This is a genomic window from Streptomyces sp. NPDC020747 (assembly GCF_044334695.1).
Taxonomy (GTDB): Bacteria; Actinomycetota; Actinomycetes; order Streptomycetales; family Streptomycetaceae; genus Streptomyces.
The window spans coordinates 401,464-416,886 of record NZ_JBIRTJ010000003.1 but is presented as its reverse complement, the minus strand read 5'-3'; the positions used below and the strand labels follow the sequence as shown (position 1 = coordinate 416,886).

The 15,423-nt window shown below is 69.4% G+C and carries 15 protein-coding genes and 1 pseudogene; 5 read left to right on the top strand and 11 right to left on the bottom strand.

The genetic code is table 11. The features are described 5' to 3' along the window. Nucleotides 1–24 precede the first annotated feature (24 nt). On the top strand, nucleotides 25–1,752 hold the full coding sequence (gene metG, locus ACH4YP_RS11050) for a methionine--tRNA ligase (protein ID WP_398490298.1): 1,728 nt from the start codon (nucleotides 25–27) through the stop codon (nucleotides 1,750–1,752). A 73-nt stretch (nucleotides 1,753–1,825) separates the two neighbouring features. On the opposite strand, the gene ACH4YP_RS11045 is transcribed toward metG, so the two are convergent. The 4 genes from ACH4YP_RS11045 to ACH4YP_RS11030 all read right to left on the bottom strand — a co-directional run bounded on the left by ACH4YP_RS11045 (nucleotide 1,826) and on the right by ACH4YP_RS11030 (nucleotide 6,769). Further along, nucleotides 1,826–4,024, bottom strand: coding sequence for a hypothetical protein (locus ACH4YP_RS11045; RefSeq protein ID WP_398490296.1), 2,199 nt, complete (start codon nucleotides 4,022–4,024; stop codon nucleotides 1,826–1,828). Next, nucleotides 4,021–5,124, bottom strand: coding sequence for a hypothetical protein (locus ACH4YP_RS11040; protein WP_361057710.1), 1,104 nt, complete (start codon nucleotides 5,122–5,124; stop codon nucleotides 4,021–4,023). Before ACH4YP_RS11040 ends, ACH4YP_RS11045 begins: the two co-directional genes overlap by 4 nt. Nucleotides 5,125–5,229: 105 nt before the next feature. Next, on the bottom strand, nucleotides 5,230–5,949 hold the full coding sequence (locus ACH4YP_RS11035; RefSeq protein ID WP_361057708.1) for a Crp/Fnr family transcriptional regulator: 720 nt from the start codon (nucleotides 5,947–5,949) through the stop codon (nucleotides 5,230–5,232). Between the two features lie 67 nt (nucleotides 5,950–6,016). Next, nucleotides 6,017–6,769: a class E sortase gene (locus ACH4YP_RS11030; RefSeq protein ID WP_361057706.1), complete on the bottom strand. Its 753-nt coding sequence runs from the start codon at nucleotides 6,767–6,769 to the stop codon at nucleotides 6,017–6,019. A 198-nt stretch (nucleotides 6,770–6,967) separates the two neighbouring features. On the opposite strand from ACH4YP_RS11030, the gene map reads away from it, so the two are divergent. Next, a complete protein-coding gene (gene map / locus ACH4YP_RS11025) occupies nucleotides 6,968–7,735 on the top strand; it encodes a type I methionyl aminopeptidase (RefSeq protein ID WP_361057704.1) in 768 nt (255 codons plus the stop codon). Between the two features lie 40 nt (nucleotides 7,736–7,775). On the opposite strand, the pseudogene ACH4YP_RS11020 reads toward map, so the two are convergent. After that, a pseudogene (locus ACH4YP_RS11020) lies at nucleotides 7,776–8,069 on the bottom strand (hypothetical protein); the annotation flags it as partial. 123 nt (nucleotides 8,070–8,192) lie between these two features. Beyond that, nucleotides 8,193–9,350, bottom strand: coding sequence for a transposase (locus ACH4YP_RS11015; RefSeq protein WP_361057702.1), 1,158 nt, complete (start codon nucleotides 9,348–9,350; stop codon nucleotides 8,193–8,195). A 158-nt stretch (nucleotides 9,351–9,508) separates the two neighbouring features. Between ACH4YP_RS11015 and ACH4YP_RS11010 the strand changes: the two genes are divergently transcribed. After that, nucleotides 9,509–9,697 carry a DUF397 domain-containing protein gene (locus tag ACH4YP_RS11010; RefSeq protein ID WP_361057700.1) on the top strand — a complete coding sequence of 63 codons (189 nt, stop codon included), beginning with the start codon at nucleotides 9,509–9,511 and terminating at the stop codon, nucleotides 9,695–9,697. A gap of 55 nt (nucleotides 9,698–9,752) precedes the next feature. On the opposite strand, the gene ACH4YP_RS11005 is transcribed toward ACH4YP_RS11010, so the two are convergent. Together ACH4YP_RS11005 and ACH4YP_RS11000 are read right to left on the bottom strand one after the other, a co-directional pair. Next, the gene (locus ACH4YP_RS11005) at nucleotides 9,753–11,096 is read right to left on the bottom strand and encodes a polysaccharide lyase family 1 protein (RefSeq protein WP_398490292.1); all 1,344 of its coding nucleotides are present in this window, start codon (nucleotides 11,094–11,096) and stop codon (nucleotides 9,753–9,755) included. A gap of 119 nt (nucleotides 11,097–11,215) precedes the next feature. After that, nucleotides 11,216–12,025 (bottom strand): DUF3152 domain-containing protein, encoded by an 810-nt coding sequence (locus ACH4YP_RS11000; protein ID WP_398490290.1) that lies wholly within the window; start codon nucleotides 12,023–12,025, stop codon nucleotides 11,216–11,218. A gap of 351 nt (nucleotides 12,026–12,376) precedes the next feature. On the opposite strand from ACH4YP_RS11000, the gene ACH4YP_RS10995 reads away from it, so the two are divergent. Further along, the gene (locus ACH4YP_RS10995; RefSeq protein ID WP_361057696.1) at nucleotides 12,377–13,075 is read left to right on the top strand and encodes a response regulator transcription factor; all 699 of its coding nucleotides are present in this window, start codon (nucleotides 12,377–12,379) and stop codon (nucleotides 13,073–13,075) included. Between the two features lie 262 nt (nucleotides 13,076–13,337). Here ACH4YP_RS10995 and ACH4YP_RS10990 read toward each other — a convergent pair whose 3' ends face one another. Then, nucleotides 13,338–14,024, bottom strand: coding sequence for a hypothetical protein (locus ACH4YP_RS10990; RefSeq protein WP_361057694.1), 687 nt, complete (start codon nucleotides 14,022–14,024; stop codon nucleotides 13,338–13,340). A gap of 476 nt (nucleotides 14,025–14,500) precedes the next feature. On the opposite strand from ACH4YP_RS10990, the gene ACH4YP_RS10985 reads away from it, so the two are divergent. Beyond that, nucleotides 14,501–14,986 (top strand): hypothetical protein, encoded by a 486-nt coding sequence (locus tag ACH4YP_RS10985; RefSeq protein WP_361057692.1) that lies wholly within the window; start codon nucleotides 14,501–14,503, stop codon nucleotides 14,984–14,986. A gap of 67 nt (nucleotides 14,987–15,053) precedes the next feature. On the opposite strand, the gene ACH4YP_RS10980 is transcribed toward ACH4YP_RS10985, so the two are convergent. Then, on the bottom strand, nucleotides 15,054–15,239 hold the full coding sequence (locus ACH4YP_RS10980; protein WP_398490287.1) for a hypothetical protein: 186 nt from the start codon (nucleotides 15,237–15,239) through the stop codon (nucleotides 15,054–15,056). A 2-nt stretch (nucleotides 15,240–15,241) separates the two neighbouring features. Continuing rightward, a complete protein-coding gene (locus ACH4YP_RS10975; RefSeq protein ID WP_361057688.1) occupies nucleotides 15,242–15,421 on the bottom strand; it encodes a DUF397 domain-containing protein in 180 nt (59 codons plus the stop codon). Between the last annotated feature and the right edge of the window lie 2 nt (nucleotides 15,422–15,423).

Sequence of the window (15,423 nt, the reverse complement as noted above, 5' to 3'; positions counted from 1 at the left end):
GCAACAACCCGGGAGCAGCCCGCAATGGCTCGACACCTCATCACCAGCGCCCTTCCGTACATCAACGGGATCAAGCACCTGGGCAACATGGTGGGGTCCATGCTCCCGGCGGACGTGTACGCCAGGTACCTCCGCCAGCGCGGCCACGACGTCCTCTACATCTGCGCGACGGACGAGCACGGCACCCCGGCCGAACTGGCGGCGAAGGAGCAGGGCCTCCCGATCGACGAGTTCTGCGCCCAGGCCCACGACGCCCAGAAGGCGGTCTACGACGGCTTCGAGCTGGCCTTCGACTACTTCGGCCGCAGCTCGTCCCCCCAGAACCGCGAGATCACCCAGCACTTCGCCCGCCGCCTGAACGAGAACGGCTTCATCGAGGAGCGCGCGATCCGCCAGGTGTACTCCCCGGTGGACGGCCGCTTCCTCCCGGACCGCTATGTCGAGGGCACCTGCCCCCACTGCGGCTACGACAAGGCCCGCGGCGACCAGTGCGAGAACTGCACCCGCGTCCTGGACCCGACCGACCTGATCGACCCCCGCTCGGCGATCTCCGGTTCGACGGAGCTGGAGGTCCGGGAGACGAAGCACCTCTTCCTCCTGCAGTCGAAGCTCCAGGGCGAGGTGGAGACGTGGATCGACCAGGTCTCGGACGAGTGGCCGCAGCTCGCCTCCTCCATCGCCCGCAAGTGGCTGACCGAGGGCCTGCACGACCGTGCGATCACCCGTGACCTGGACTGGGGCGTGCCGGTCCCGGCCGACACCTGGCCGACGCTGGCCGCCGAGGGCAAGGTCTTCTACGTCTGGTTCGACGCGCCTGTCGAGTACATCGGGGCGACGAAGGAGTGGGCGGACACGGCCCCGGAGGAGAACCGCGACTGGAAGTCGTGGTGGTACGAGCCGGCGGGCGCCTCCGACGTGCGCTACACCGAGTTCATGGCGAAGGACAACGTCCCCTTCCACAGCGTGATGTTCCCGGCCACGGAGATGGGCGTACGGGAACCGTGGAAGAAGGTCGACCAGCTCAAGGCCTTCAACTGGCTGACGTACTACGGCGGAAAGTTCTCCACGTCCCAGAAGCGCGGCGTCTTCACCGACCAGGCCCTGGACATCCTCCCCGCGGACTACTGGCGCTACTTCCTGATCGCCAACGCCCCGGAGTCGGACGACTCGTCCTTCACGTGGGAGCACTTCACGTCCACGGTGAACAAGGACCTGGCGGACACCCTCGGCAACTTCGTCAACCGGGTCCTGTCCTTCTCCAGGAAGCGCTTCGGCGAGGAGGTCCCGGCGGGCGAGGCGGCGGGTGCGCCCGAGACGAAGCTGGGCGAGGAGATCGCGGCCCTTCTCTCGGAGTACGAGACCCAGATGGAGGCCCTCCAGTTCCGCAAGGCCGCGGCCGCCCTGCGCGCCCTGTGGTCGGCCGGCAACTCCTACCTGGAGGAGAAGGCCCCCTGGCTGGAGATCAAGACCAACCCGGACGGCGCGGCCCTCACCCTCCGCGTCGCGATGAACCTCATCCACCTCTACTCGGTGATCTCCGAACCGTTCATCCCCGCCTCCTCCAAGGCGATGCGCTCGGCGTTCGCCCTGCCGGACGACACGGCGACCTGGGTGACGGCAGACGAGGTGAAGTCCCTGGACTTCCTCCCCGCGGGCACCCCCTTCACGGTCCCCCCGGTCCTCTTCGCCAAGATCACGGACGAGGACCTGGAAACGTACAAGGAGCGCTTCGGCGGCGAACCCGCGGCCTAGGGCAGCCCTAGGGTTTGTCTGAGCCGAGGTGGCCGGCCTGTCCCCCGTGGCAGGCCGGCCACCGCGCCCCGTCCTACTCGGACAGCAGCAGGACGGGCGGCTCGGCGACCGGATGGTCGCCGTCCAGGGGGCCGGAGCCGACGAAGGCCTGGTAGGAGCGCTGCCGGCGTTGGGCGAACCACTGTCTGCCCTCGGTGGCCAGCGCGGTCAGGATCCGGAACCCGGCCGTGATGCCGGACGACTCCAGAGCGAGTCGGCGCAGCTGTACGCGGTCCTCGTGGTCGGAATCGAACAGCTGCTCGTAGTTCTCCAGCAGCGCGGTCAGCCGGTGCCCGTTGTGCAGGGCGAGCCGCAGCGCTTCGTGGAGTACGAGGCTGTCCTCGTCCGCGACGTCACGCAGTGCTCCGTCCTCGGAGACGGAGACGATCTCCCGCAGGGAGTCGCCGAAGCGGACGCCGACCGACTCCACCGTCACCGAACTGATGGCGTCGTAGCGGAACACCGTGTCCTGCCGGCCGTCGTGCTCACCGGTGGCGAAGTCCACGTTCCAGGCGCTCACCCACACCCCGCTGGACGTCAGGACGTAGAACGTCTGCCGGTACTGCGAGTAGCGCGGCGGACCGTTCTTGACCTTGGCCCGGACGCACCCCGGGACGCCTTCCACCAGGAAGAAGCTGAAGAGGATGTCGCGGTGCTCCATACGGTGTTCGGCGAGGACCTCCCTGCGCAGGTACCGCTGGTCCAGGTCGTACCAGCGGGCCATCTGCCCGTCGCCCGGGCGGCCCCGCGTGAGCTCGCTCTGCCATCTCCCACGCTCCAGCAGATCGGCCTCGTACTGCTCCCTGTCGCGTCGGTACGTCCGGAGGCGGGCGTAGTGGTAGACGGACAGTGAGATGCCCGACGCGCCTCCCACCAGCAGGGCGGCGGCGCAGAGTCCCATGCCCGGATCCCGGGTCGGGATGACGCGGACGACGGTGACGGCGAGCAGGACGACCCCGATGAGCGCGCAGAGGCCCCTGACGCGCCGGAAGCCCTCCTCGAACCGCACCTGCGCGGGGTCGACGTGCCGTCCCCCTATCTCCTTGGCGCGCAGTTGGATCAGCCAGTCGAGCGCACCGGGAGCACCGGTCCGCCAGTGGCGATGGGTGAGGTCGTCGATGAGGTCCTGCCGTGGGCGCTCCGTGTGCCGCCGCCACTGCTTGGCGTTCTCGGAGCCCTTCGGCTCGTAGTCCAGGAACCGGTCCTGCACGATGGCCTCGACGGTACGGCGGAACTTCGCCTTCTTCGTCCTCCGCCGTTCCTTGGCCCGTTGTTCCCGCTCCTCACGCCACTGTTTGTTGTGGATGAGCACCGCGCCCAGTCGTGCCCCGTGCCGACGGAACGGGTTGTGCTCCTGGTCGAACACGACCTTGCCGTCGGGATCGGCCTGCCACTCGCCGCTCCGAGCGTTTCGAACAGTCGACCGCAGCCATTCGGGTACGCCGAACGCCAGCGCCAGGCACCCCGTCGTGAACGCGAGCCAGGCGACGGCCTTCTCGTTGTCGAGGAGGTCGTCCGGGATCTGCATGATCAGCAGCAGGACTCCGAGCGTCGCGCCCATACCACCGAGAAGGCCGGCGATCGCCGGATCGAACTTCGGATCCAGGGGCGGGAGGGGGCAGTTCAGCTCGGGGTCCGGAGTGAAGAAGAGCGGCACCTTCTCCTTGCGGTTCTTCGCGAGCCGTTCGCCCAGCTCCCCCGCTTCCTCGGCGTCCAGGCAGTCCCGTTCGATGCCGCGCAGGAGGTATCTCAGATGGTCCTTGAGCTCGGCGCGGATCTCGTCGCCCGGGACGTCCTCCAGGAGCAGCGTGGCATCCAGGCGGTTTCCTGCTTCGCCGGCCCGAGGAGGGCTGACCGATGTCCTCATCAGCTCGTGCAGGGCCCGGCCCGCCGCGCCGTACTCTCCGGGGTCGTCCCTGAGCAGGTCCAGGGCATGGCGCAGCTTGTGCCAGTCCTCGTCCGTGAGGTCCTCCGGGGAACGGCGGCTCACGATGGACAGCGCCCAGTAGTACAGCCTTTCCGGCGAAGGTGTGTCGCTGCACTCGACCGCCTTGGCGATCAGCTGCTCGGCCCTTCCCCGCATCCCCGCCCGCAGGCTCCGTACGCCCTGTTGGAGCTTCTCCTCGGCGGTGGCGTCCTCCCCGATGACGTACTGGTTGACCTGACCGTGGTTGACCCCGACACCTTGGACGTTGACGTCCAGTGCCTGGATTCCCTGGTTCCCCGGTGTCATGCCTGGCCTTTCACGAGCTGTATGAGTTGGGTGACGGTCGCCACGAGGCCGGCGAGCGCGGCGGTGTCCGCGACGATGCCCCGCAGGCTCATCAGCGCGCGCAGCAGTCGGCCCCGGCCCTCCTCGTGACGGGTCTCGGCGTTCCGCTCCGCGGTCTGGAGTTCCTCGTCGGCGGCCTGGAACGTGAAGTCGTCGATCTGGTCGCGTCGGCGGGCTTCCTTCAAGTCGGTGCGCAGCCGGGACAGTTCGCGAAGGAGGCCGGCCGCTCCGTCGGCGTCCGGGCCGGTGGTGGAGGTCCAGGACTGGCTGACCGCGCCGTGGTTCACGCCCACGCCGGTGACCGTGACGTTCGTCGCGCTGATGCCGAGGTTGCCGCTGCCGGCCGACGGTCGCGGAGGCATGGGCGGAACCGGCGGAGGCATGGTCGGCACCGGTGGTACCGACGGCTCCCGCGACACGGCACGCGGTCCGTGACCGTGAGCCCCGGACGCGGCGTGCAGGCCCGGGGGCACCGGCCGGCCGGGAACCCTGATCCACACCTTCTCGTCCCGGAGCTCCTTCGCGGACAGCACGGCAGGGGCGAATTCGGCGTCCGCCAGGCCCGGATGACGGTGCCGGATCACTCCCTGGTGCAGCACGTGGGACACGGCGAGGGACAGGACCGCCCCGGGAGCCCCGGCCAGCGCCTGCCGCAGCGGCTCCATGTCCGCGATGCGGAAGGCGGTGTTGAGGTCCGCACCGACCCAGCCCGTGCCGTGGCGGGCCACCTCGCCCGCGTGGAAGGCCGCGCGGAGCCTCATCTCCCTGTCCCCGGTGTGGCTGCGGGCGTGCTCGCGCAATTCGCCCACGAGCGTGCGTACGAAACCTCCCAGGAGGTCGGTCTTGGACACCGTGCCGGGGAGAATCAGGAGCACGGCGTCGCCGCGGTCCTCGGACGGCGGCTCCTCGATGCGGGCGGCTTGGAGCGACCTGGTCACGACGGCCCGCAGCCGCTCACGGAGCCAGGTCTGATCCGGGTCCGTCCGTCGTCCGAAGCCCTCGATATCGAGGATGACGATCAGGGAATACCGCGCCGAATGACGCGCTGTGGAACTCAACATGCGTAACTGGATACCGCACAACTACCTTGCCTACAGTGTCAGTTGACACTCTGTCGGCTCTCCTGAGGCGCCCGCGGCCACTTCGCCCACGCCGTTACCGGATCTTCACTCGCCTCGCCACCTCAGCAGCGCCCGCGCATCCCGCATCACCACGCGCCCCCGGCCGACGCTGACCAGTCCGTCCTGCTGCAGGGCGCGCACGGTGCGGGCCACGGACTCGCGCGAGGTACCGGCAGCGCCCGCCAGTTCCCTCTGGGTGATCCGTACGGAGACGGAGACGGGTCCGGAGACGGATCCGGCATCGGCGCCGGCGCCGGACGGACCTGGGCCTGGACCCGGACCTGGGCCTGGCACGGGCTCGCCGTGGCGTATCGCGAGGTCCGCGAGCACCCGGGCGATGCGTGTTCCGGCCGGATAGGCGCCGTACTCGCCGCGCTGCCGGTCGGACTGGCGCAGCCGCCCGGCGACGCTGCGCAGCACCGCGAGGGCCAACGGCCCCCGCTGTGCCAGCAGTTGCCGGAACCGCTCGGCCGTCACGACCACTCCCCGGCCGTTCCGGAGCGCGGTGGCGGTGGCCGACCGCAGACCGCCGTCGACGCAGGACAGTTCCCCCAGCAGTTCGCCGGGACCGCGGATGGCGAGCACGCTGGTGTAGCCGTTCGGAGTCTCCGTCGTGATCTTCACGAGGCCGTCCTCGATCAGGACGACGTTGTCCGGCGGGGACCCCTCGTGCATCAGCGGCTCCCCGCGCTCCCAGTCCCGCCGCCGCCCCGCATCGCGGATGTGCCGCAACTCCTCCCCCGTGAAGGGGCTGTGCTCCCTCACATTCACCTCCGTACGCGGTCGGTTCCGGGCCGACCACCTTGACGGGGACTTCAGTGTCCCGAGGAGGCTACGGCGTCCCGCCGCCCCGCTCGGTCAGTACGCCGATCTTGTCGATGCGGTGTTCGGGATTGCCCCGGTCGTCGCGCCAGAGGTTCCCGGCCGCGTTGTCCTCGGGTGTCGCGCACGTGGAGATGGTGATCATGGCCCGGGTGGGGCTCCGGCCCGGGAAGCCCGGTACCGCCGCCCGCTGTTCGGCGAGCGAGCGCTCGGAGCGGAAGGAGGTCTCCCTGGTGCCGGTGATCTCGTACTCGTACACCGTGCCGCCGGACGTGACGACGACCGAGTCGCCCTCGTCGAGGGACGGGAGGTCGCGCAGCGGGCCGCCGGCGGAGAGACGGTGGGCCGTGACGAGGTAGTTGCCGACCTCACCGGGCCCGACCCCGCCACGGCTCCCGTACGGGCTGGCCCCGGCGCCGCCGTTCTGGATCCGGGTGCCCGGCCAGTCGTCGGTCGTCCCCTCGTACGGGACCACGCGCAGGTCCTTGAGCCCGATCGCCGGGATGGCGAGCCGGGCGGCCCGGGTCCGGGTGTCGCTCTCCGGAGGTGACGGGCTCGCGGAGGACGGGGTGGCGGGAGCCGGGGCCGTGGGAGCCGGGGTCGCGGGAGCCGTCGTAGCAGTGGCCGACGTCGGGGTGTCCCGTGGAGGCTTGGCCGAGGTCCCCGTCGGCACGGTCTCGCTGGAGCACCCCATGAGCAGCACGACGACAGCACCCGTGAGTGCGCCGGAGAGTGCTCGGGAAACTGCTCGGGAACGGGACATGGCACTCGGGATCGGTAGCCGGGTTGGGTAGCCGGGTTCGGGTCGTACCACCACGCGCGGCGGCAGCCCGACTCAAAGACAAGAACGACGGGACGGGCCCGGGCGTTCCCGCACGAGACCGTGATACTAATACCGGTATAAGTATTGGGAAGTACTGGGCAGCGGCGCATGGCGTCGCACGGCAGGGAGTCACGGGACATGGTGGAGATCAAGTCGGACAAGGCACTGGAGGCGATGCGGGAAGCGGGGCGCGTCGTGGCCCACGCACTCGCGGCCGCCCGCGCGGCGGCGGCTGTGGGAGTTCGCCTGCGCGAGCTCGACGAAGCCGCCCGCACCGTGCTCGCCGAGGCCGGGGCGAGCTCTCCGTTCCTGGGCTACCAGCCCTCCTTCGCCCCGGTCCCCTTCCCCGCCGTGCTCTGCGCCTCCGTGAACGACGCCGTCTCGCACGGCATCCCCGGCGACTACCGCCTGCGCGACGGCGACCTGGTCAGCATCGACTGCGGAGCCGAACTCGACGGCTGGACCGGCGACGCCGCGATCAGCTTCACCGTCGGCACCCCTCGCCCCGCCGACCTCGAACTCATCGCCGCCACCCAGCAGGCCCTCGACGCCGGCATCGCCGCCGCCACCGTCGGCCACCGCATCGGCGACATCTCCCACGCCATCAGCACGGTCGCCCGCAAGGCCGCCTGCGGCATGCCGGCCGACTTCGGCGGCCACGGCATCGGCCGCCAGATGCACGAGGACCCCCACGTCCCCAACCACGGCCGCCCCGGCCGCGGCTTCCCCCTGCGCCACGGCCTCGCCCTCGCCATCGAGCCCATGCTCATGGCCGGCGGACACAACGACTACCGCACCGACCCCGACGGCTGGACCCTGCGCACGATCGACGGCAGCCAGGCCGCCCACATCGAACACACCATCGCCATCACCGACTCCGGCCCCCGCATCCTCACCCTGCCCTGACAAGGCCTGCGAGCGCCGACCACCAATGCCGAGGTCGGCGTCAGCCCTCCTCGAAGAGCTGCCCCGCCTCGGTCGCGTGCACCGCCCGCCGCGCCCAGAGTTCGAGCTGCTCCAGGTCCTTGCAGGCGCACACACGCTCGCGCACCGAATCCGGAACCTCGATGCCCCGCCACTCAAGAATGTTCAGGGGCATCTCGGCTCGGTATTCAAGCCTGCCTTCCTCCCTGCCCTCTTCCCGCACCTTCTCGGCAACCTCGTGCCGGAAGAAGTAGTTGATCGCCGTCATCAGGTCCCTCCAGATCTGCTGCGCCTGGGGGTCGGCCAGGCACGACTCGGTCACCTTCTCGGCCGTGAACGGCCGAGCTTGTGCACTCGGTCGTTCACACCTTGTCGCGCTCCCGACTGCCCCCTACGACGGGACGGTCACGGGTCGCATCTCCCCACGGTCCGGCCGGGTTCAGGCCGGTGCGGGGACGGGTGTGGTGACGAACACCCACGCCGAGCGTGCGCGGTTGCGCACGTTGACCCCGGCGACGACATCGGCGGGCCCAGCGAGGCCGCACCAACGACAGGAAAAATGGTCCCGTGTGGACCGGTTGGCCCGCTCGGTGTGCCCGCAGCGCGGGCAGCGCTGCGAGGTGTAGGCCGGATCCACTTCCAGGAACGGCACCCCGGCCCGGCGGGCCTTGTAGGCGAGATGCTGTCCGAGCTGGTGGAACGGCCAGGAGGAGAGCGTGGCCCGCTGGTCGCGGCGAAGCCGTACCCGCTCGCGGATCCCGTCGAGCTGCTCGACGGCGATCCCACGACCGGTGCGTTTGGCGACGGACACGATCTCCTTGCTGATCCGATGGTTCACATCCGTGGCATGACGCTGCTCCTTCTTCGCACGAGCACCCAGACGGCGGGTTGCCGAACGGGTGCGCCTGGCCTGGAGTTCGGCACGTTTGCGGGCCTGCCAGCGCCGGTAACGGTTCAGACGGCGGCCCTGGTAATTGCTGCCGTCGCTGGTGGTGGCGAGGTTGACGATGCCCCGGTCCACACCGATCCAGTCGACCGGCTCGTACACCTCCGGATCGGGCAGGTCGCACGTCGCGATCAGAAACCACTTCCCGCCCCGCCGGACCAGGTCACTCTCGCCCCTGCGGTACTCGGCCAGGGTCTTGAGCTGGTCCGGCGAGCCGGTGTAGCGAATGCCCCGCATCCGCCCGTCCACCGTCCAGATCGACACCGTGCGCGCGTCCGTCTGCCAGGACAGGCACCGGTCGTCGAACGGCTGCGCGGCCTCCGGCCGGAAACCGACCGGCGAACCGACGGCGCTGCGGTACCGCTTGGACCCCGGACCGCCCAGCCTCCCGGCTTTCAGGCTGGCCGCGAGCGCGCCGTAAGCGTCGACGACCTTCTTCACCACCCGCACCGCGGGCTGCGCCGACAGCCCGAACGCGGCCTTGATATCCGCGTAGACCAGCTTCTGCAGGCCGTTGCGATCCTTCACACCCGACGCGAACGCAACCTGCGAGACATGGTCGGCGGCCCGGTTGCAGGCACGCAGGGTCGCCAACAGCGCCGCCGCCTGCTCCGGCGACGGCAACAGCTTCACCTGCACCACCAGCTTCATGACATCGGACCGTAGTACGACCACCACACACACGAACGCACACCCTCGACAGATCACCACTTCCAGTGACCCATAGGGCGGTTGTTCGCATCTCCCGGACCGACCAGGAAGACCGGGCCGCATAACCAACGTCTCTACGCAACCAGGGGATTGACACCATGACCACGCCCCAGAACTGGCAGAAGTCGTCGTTCTCCGGCGGCGGCGATGGCAACAACTGCGTCGAACTCGCCTCGATCCCCGGCACCATCCACCTCCGCGAGAGCGACGAGCCCTCCATACATCTCGTCACCACTCCCACGTCCTTCTCCCACCTCCTCCGCTGCGTACGCCTCGGCCGCGTATGAAAGTGGCCCGGGACGTCAAGTCCCGGGCCGCTCACATGCCTTCAGTGGGGCGGGGTCAGGAAAGAACCCCCGCACCCGTCGAACCCAGCAGCTCCGCCGGCAGGCCGCTCGCCGAGGTCTGGAGGCCTGCCGTCAGGGTCGGCTTCCAGTTGACCGTCGTCTTCAGCTTCTTCGAGTTCGCCGAGTTGTACGCGGCGACGAGGTCCGTGGACTTGCCGTTGACGAGGTTGCCGGTGCCGGCGACCGAGCCCGTGCCGTCGCCGCTCAGGAGTGCCGCGACCTTCGCGCCGGACGGGATGGTCCAGTTGTTGTGCTCGGCGACGACCTGGGCCTTGGCGCGGGAGTCGAGGCTGTACTTGGGGGCGTAACCGTTGAGGGTCGTCGTGTCGTAGACGTTGTTGTAGAGGTGGATCTGGCCGATGCGGGCCAGCGGGGCGCGCTGGGTGATGCCCTTCCACACGTTGTGGTGGATGGAGACGCGCAGCTTGCCGACGCTGTCGGTGTCGCTGCTGCCGATCAGCATCGTCTTGTCGTGGTCGGTGAACTGGTTGCGCTCGACGGTCACCAGGTCCGAGCCGTTGGTGATGTCGAGAGCGCCGTCGTGGATCTGGTACTTGCGGCCGAAGTACGTCTGCTCCGACTTGTCGAAGAACGGCGCGTCGCTGAACGTGTTGTGGTCCGCCCAGACATGGGTCGCCCCGCGCAGCGACACCGAGTCGTAGTTGGAGTTCCACTCGCCCGAGGAACCGTCCGTCGGATCCCACTGCGGGAAGCAGTCCTCGGTGGCGGTGAGCGAGAGGTTGCGGATGATGACGTTGTCGACGTCCTGCACCTGCAGACTGCCGCCGGTGATCCCGGCCTTGGTCCCCGGGACGCCCACGACGGTGGTGTTGGCCGGGACCCGGAAGACGATGTTCTTCTTCTGCTTGGTCTGGGCGGCCGCGCGGGCCTTCTCCTGCGTGCCCGCGGGCGCCTTCTTGCCGTACGTGGCCGGGTCGAACGCCTTCAGGTACGCGGACAGTGAATAGCCCGTGCCGGAGGCGTAGTCCGCGCAGGTCAGCTTCTTGCCCGCGTCGTCGGTGTTGGCGTCGATCGTGCCCTTGACCTTGATGATCCTCGGCGTGGAGTCGGTCGCCGAGCCGAGCGCCTTCACCAGCTGGGCGCGGGTGCCGACGGTGAAGGTGTGCGCGGAGTCGGCCTTCGAACCGCCGGTCGTGCCCGAACCGGACGCCGCCCAGCCGTCCTTGGCGGGCAGGGCCTGGTGCGCCAGGTCGACGGCACCCGCGTTCGCGTTCATCACGAAGGGGACGGCGCCGAGACCCGCGGCCGCCACGGCAGCGGCGGAGAAGAGCGCGGTGCGCCGCTTACGGAGGGACCTGCGGTGGGAGGGGGATGCCACGGATGAGTCCTTACGTGGTTCTTGTGGGGCACGTGCGTTGTGTGGAGCCCCTGTGAAAGGGGTTCCGACTCATCTGTGGTCGCGGGGACCGGAAAGGTTGCCGTGAGTTTCTTCGGCCGTCAGGGCACAGCCGGGCCCGTGACGAGCTGCCCCTTGGCGTCGTACGGCCAGACGTTGGGCTCGCAGCCGAGCATCCCCTTGATCTGCTGCATCATCGCCGGGGCCGGCTTGCCCGCTCCGGGGCAGGTCACATGGCCGTGGCCGAGGAAGTGGCCGACCTCGTGGTTGATGATCAGCGCGCGGTAGGCGTCCACGTCGGCGGCGTAGACCGGGGTCGCCAGCAGCCACCGCTTGAGGTTGACGACGACGTCCTTGCCCACGTTGCAGTTGACCTCACCGCCCGTGTTCAGGCCGTACCTGCCGCAGATGGTGTCCACCGTTCCCGGCGTGGCGAGCCGTACGACGAAGTCGGACGTGCCGCCGGAGACGCGCTTGAACCCCGACCTGCCGTCGGCCGTCCAGCCGCGCGGGTCGGCGAGTATGCCCTCCACCTGCTTGGCGACGTCGGTGGCCGACTGCGTGAGGCCGTCCTCGACGACGACCTGGTAGCTCAGGACCCGGCCGCCCTTTCCGACGGTCCCGCTCCCGCCGCCGGCGGTGGTGAACGTGCCCGGACCCGAGGCAGGGATCTTGGGCGTCGCGGAGGAGGACGAGGAAGAGGAGGGGGTGCCCTTGTCGGACGGCTCTGTGTCGGCCTTCCCACCGCCCTTCCCACCAGGCTTCTCACTCGCCGCGCCGGACTCCTTCCCGCCGCTCGGTTCCGGTGTCCGGTCCGTCGCCCGGCCGGACGGCGAGGCGGAGACGGATCCGTCGGCGGCGTCGGAGGACGAGGACCCCGTCCAGTTCACGGCCACGGCGGCGGCGATCACAAATGCGACCAGCGCCGCCAGGCCGCCGAGTAACGGACCCTTGCCCTTCCGGCCGCGCCTGCCCGAACGCCTGCCGGAGCCCCCCGGCGCACCGGATGCCGCGGAGCCTGTGCGACGACGCCGGGACGGTCGGGAGGCGGAGGCCCCCCGGGTCGAGGACGGCTTCGCGCGACGAGCAGTCGTGTTCATGGTCATCAAGAGTGAGTACGGCATGTGATGGGATATCACTCATACGATAACGAGTCAATAACGGTCGATCACTCGTCCGGCCAATGTGATCGTCCCGTAACAGTTCCCCCAACGACTCCCGGACCTGCCTCAACCGCCCTGAGCCGTACGGATACTGAGCACATGCCACGCGTCCTGCTGATCGAAGACGACCGCGCCGTACGGGAGGGCGTCCGGCTCGCACTGCGCCGCCAGGGGCACGACGTCACCACCGCCGGAACCGGCGAGGAGGGACTGGCCCTGCTGCGGACCTTCCGGCCGGACGTCGTCGTGCTCGACCTGATGCTGCCCGGCCTCAGCGGACTTGAGGTGTGCCGCCGGATCCGTACCGAGGACCAGGTGCCGATCGTCATGGCGACCGCCCGGGGCGACGACACGGACATCGTGGTCGGCCTTGAGGCCGGGGCGGACGACTACGTCGTCAAGCCGGTGCAGGCCCGCGTGCTCGAAGCCCGTATCCGCGCGGTCCTGCGCCGGGTCGGCGGCACGCCGAACCCCGACGGCATACCGAAGATCGAGACCCACGGCGACGACGGCGAACTGACCATAGACCGGGCCGGGTTGGCCATCACCCGGCGGGGTGCGCCGGTCGCCCTCGCCCCTTCCGAACTGCGGCTCCTGCTGACCCTCTCCGCCTCGCCCGGCCAGGTGTTCTCCCGGCAGCAGCTGCTGGAGGCGGTCTGGGAGCACAGCTACCACGGCGACTCCCGGCTCGTGGACGCGTGCGTCAAGCGGCTGCGCACCAAGATGGGCGAGCCCGCGGGACAGCCGCGCTACATCCAGACCGTCCGCGGCTTCGGCTACCGGTTCCAGTCCCGCTGAGCGGTAGCCGGATGCGTACCTGGACCTGGATACGTACTTGAACGCGCGGGCGGGCCGGGGACGGCGGCTCGACGCACCCGCTCTACTTCGTCAGGCGGGACACCCTGCTCGGCGTACGCAGCCAGGTCCCCGGCGCCTTCGACATCGGAACCGCGGGTGGTACTGCTGTTCCAGGGGCCGGAGGCCGGATCGAGGTGCCGGAGTGCCGGGGTGCCGCGCGCGCCCGGCTGTAGCCCTGCGCGCGCGGCGAACCAGGCAGGTGTCAGGAACCCTGCGGAACGCTGTTCGGGTCGACCGGGGTCGCCAGGTCGCCCTTCTCACGCGTGGTGTTCGTGACGTCGACGTGGTCGTTCGGCGTGGTCAGCCGCTCCCACTCCTCGTCCCAGATGAACTCCTCGTTGTCCCTGTTGCCGTGCGTCTCGTAGACGCGGCCCTTCGTGGTCAGCACCTTGATCCAGGCGTCGTTTCCGGCGGTCGAGACGCTGATGGTGATGGAGCAGGCGTTCTTGGGGAAGTTGTCCTCGTCACTGATCTCGTCCCACTCGTACTCGCCGAACGGGGACTGGTCCCGCACTCCGGCGTACGCCTTTCCGTCAGTCAGCACCGCGCTGAGCTCCATGCCCCGCAGGGGGTTCATGATCGAGTCGATGTCCGAGCACTTGTCCCGGTCGCGGTCCTTGTCCTTGTCCTCGCACTTGTCGTGGCGCGCGCCGTCGGGGGTCTGAGCCTTCCCCTCGACGGGGTAGTCGTGGTGCCCGTTCTCCTTCTTGCAGTCGTCGTTCGACGGGTCGGCGACGACGCTGTCGGCGGCCGGTGTGACCGAGGCCGATGCGGGGGTCGCGACGCCGGCGAACACGAGAGCGAGGGAGGCGACAGCCCCGCCGGTCAGCCACGCGCCACGAGCGGCAAGCGGGCTCAGAGAGGACTTGGCCCTGAGTACAGGACTCATGCATTGCTCCTTTGATCCGAATGTACAGGTGTGCGAGAGCACCGGAAGCGAGTTCGAGCTTCCCCTGCAAACATCGGGTCGCAGACGCAACGACTGAAGGACTTCCTCGTACGATCAACACATCAGCCGACACGCGAAACTCCAATGGGTTCCTGCGCGAAAGCGAATCGGAAACCGGGCACGCGCCAAGCCACGCCAAGGCGGACGGGGTCGCGTACGGACGGTCTCCCGGGGCGAGTCGCCGACGGTTGTGTTGCCGTGAGGCCGCCGATCTGCCTCGGCGCGATCGTGAGGCACGACCGCCGGAAACAAGTCGAACAAGGCGAACATCTCGAACACACCTCACATCCGCCCGGCGTCGGACCGGAGTCCCGCCGGAGTCCGGTCCGACCCCGGGCGGACTCCGGGCTGACTCCGAGGACTGTTACGGTGGCCCCGCCTGTGGCATGTCCACGTTTCATCCGTATGGTTTCGCCATGGCAGTCCCCGAGGTCATCCCGATCGCCTACGAGCCGCGCCACCGCACCGAGGCCATCGGTCACTACGCGGAGGGGCAGTTCCTGGGGTCGATCACGTACGCGTTCCCCGAGGGGTACCGGCCCGACGACGGCTGGGAAGAGCACAAGCGTCTCTACGCGGTGCTCCACACCTTCGACGCCGAGGGCCGTTACCGGGACTCGGACATCTGGTGCGCCGGCACCTGGGCCGACCAGCAGCGCGCCCCGCAGGGTCAGTACGCCCCGGACTCAGCGCTCGCCCGGGCCCAGGCCCACCTGGCCAAACTCCTCAGGAGCCTCCCCCGGCGCCGCTACACGGACATCGCGATCCGCCCGTTCCGACTCACCGTCGACGGCGTGCTGTTCGCCATGCTGACCGGCGAGGACGAAGGAGAGCCCTGGGCCGAGCTCTACCCGGACCGACTGGGCTTCGGCCCACCCTGGGACGGCCTGTACGAGACCTGATCCGGTGCCGGGCCCGCCGACCGGCATGTCGCGCACGTGGCACGATCAGCGGCCTCGCCGTGAGCGTTTACGTCTGCCTCGACCTCGCCGAGACGCTCGGCCGCACGCCCTGGCCGGAGCCGTCGGGGGCGTGGAGCATGACCCGGTTCGGCTCGTCGCCGTCCTTGCGGATGTCCGGCTGTACGGAACACTGCGCGCGGAGGTCTCGCAGGACGGCTTCCAGGGCGTACGTGAACTCCTCGTCGTCGTGCACGGTCAGGGGCGGTTCGCCCGGAGGTGGTGCAGGAGGGCGGCGAGACCGGTGGGGCTGACGGGGAGTATTCGGGCGGGTTCATCGCTTTCGCGGAGGAGCAACGAGCTTTCACCGGGGGCGAGTTCGACGCACTCGTTGCCGTCTCCACCACCGGAGAACGAGGACTTCTGCCACTGGATCACGT